Consider the following 1,820-nt stretch of genomic DNA (forward strand, 5'->3'; position numbering starts at 1 on the left):
CCGCTCTCTGCCGATAGGCGGGCATATTTCTATGCCGCCTCCTGATTTTCCGGGGCATTGCCGATTTCGGCGCCGCGCCGGCGCGCGCCGACGCGGTCGGCGCTTTCCGCCTGGGCGAGGCGCTCGATCAGGGCGAGATCGACGTCGGAACAGAGCCGGCGACTTCGAGATCGAGGAATGCGTCGCCCTCGCCGATCTGGATCGCGTCCGTCAAGGTGGTGGAAATTTTGGGGCGGTCGTCTCGCCTCTTCAGGCTGCGATTTTGGGGTGCGATGCGGGTTCGTCGGCGAGGCCGGCCATCGTCTCCAGGCTCATGTAGCGGTGCTGTAATTGCCAGTCATCATTCTGTTCGAGCAGGATGGCGCCGACGAGCCGCCTGATAGAAACTTCGTTGGGGAAAGGTTGAGCGCGCCGACGGGGTCACTGCCGCGCACGGTGCGGGTGCTGAACGACGGATTGCCGATCACCAGGTCATAGGCGTCGGGCAGGCGCGCCTTGGTGAAATCCTCGTTGCGGATTTGGGCGTTCGGAAACAGGAGCTTGGTGATTTTGGCGGTGACGGGATCGAGTTCGACGCCGGTCAGGGTTGTCTTGTCGGCGAGCGCCTCGGGCAAAAGGGAGAAGAACAGGCCGGACCCGCAACCGGGCTCAAGCACGCGGCATTCGGAGAATCCCATGCGGCGCAATGCTTTCCACATGGCCCGGATGATGAATTCCGGCGTGAAATGCGCGTATTGGGTGACGCGCGCCAAACTCGCCAGTTCGGTCGGCCTGACCAGCTGCTCGAGCTCCTGGCCGAGCGCCTCCCAGCCTTTCGGCAGGGCCTCGTCGGCGGCGCGGCGGAACAGATTGTTGGCGAGGTCGCCGGCGCCGAAAGAGATGAACCGCGCCAACTGGCTTTGTTCCTCCGGCGTCGCGTTGCGCGTCTCGCCCTCGATCCGCTGCATCAGCCGGATGGCGGCGAGATTGTCCGCGGCGCGCGACTTCCAGTCGGAGGCCAGAGGCCGCCGGCCGCGAAGCCGAAAGTTGCGGGCGGGGATCGCAACCGACGCGTCGGCCGGCGCCTGGTCTTCCGTTTCCGGCTCGTCCTCTTCACTGGGCTCGCCGAACGACAGGCCGGAATAGAGCCCGAACGCGCCTGTGCTGAGAGAGGTGGTGTCGAACAGCGGCAAGGTCATTTGATCAATGGATTTTTTCATCGGTCCGAGGCCTTTCGGATGCGCGCGATCGCGCGGCGCCGCTGCGGCGTCGTCGCGATTTGCCTTTGGGGTGGTGGGAGCTTGAGGACCGCGATCAGGCGCCAGGGCCTCGTCGGAGGCGTTCGTCCGCTGGGTCTCGGCCGTCGTGTCCTGGTCGTCGTCGCCGGCGGCGTGCTCCGGATGGTGCGACAGGATCCATTCGGCGATGCGATTGGCGTCAGCCGCGGCGCGGAAAATCTTGCGCTTGTCGGCTTTCAATACGTCGAGCCACGACTTAAGGTAGCTGGCGTGATTGGGCACGTCGCAGGGCAGACCGACGACGTTGCCGACGAACAGGCTGGCGAGTTCGGCGCGTTATCCTGACAGTCCAGTGGTTTTTTGCGTTTCGCGCTGTTCGGAGAGTGTCGGAATTTCCGTGTGATGGCCATTTGGAAGCAAATGGAGGCACCACATGGCGAGACGGAAAGCCCCGCTTATTCCCGATCAGTTGCTCGACCAGCTTCTGGCCGGCGCGGATCCCAAGACGGCCTTTGCGAAAGATGGTCTTCTCGACGAACTGAAGAAGGCGCTCGCCGAACGGGCGCTGAACGCGGAGGTCGACCACCACCTTGACCAGGGCGA

Annotated in this window: 3 pseudogenes; 1 reads left to right on the forward strand and 2 read right to left on the reverse strand. The window is 64.2% G+C overall.

The annotated features are described in order from the left end of the window. Positions 1-249: 249 nt before the first annotated feature. Positions 250-399 (reverse strand): annotated as a pseudogene (locus tag CFB24_RS23875) (IS256 family transposase); the annotation flags it as partial. A 1,031-nt stretch (positions 400-1,430) separates the two neighbouring features. Then, positions 1,431-1,541, reverse strand: a pseudogene (locus CFB24_RS23990) (zincin-like metallopeptidase domain-containing protein); the annotation flags it as partial. A gap of 109 nt (positions 1,542-1,650) precedes the next feature. Between CFB24_RS23990 and CFB24_RS22350 the strand changes: the two are divergent. Further along, positions 1,651-1,820: pseudogene (locus CFB24_RS22350) on the forward strand (IS256 family transposase); the annotation flags it as partial.

The organism is Rhodoblastus acidophilus, assembly GCF_900187365.1.
GTDB classification, from domain to species: domain Bacteria; phylum Pseudomonadota; class Alphaproteobacteria; order Rhizobiales; family Beijerinckiaceae; genus Rhodoblastus; species Rhodoblastus acidophilus.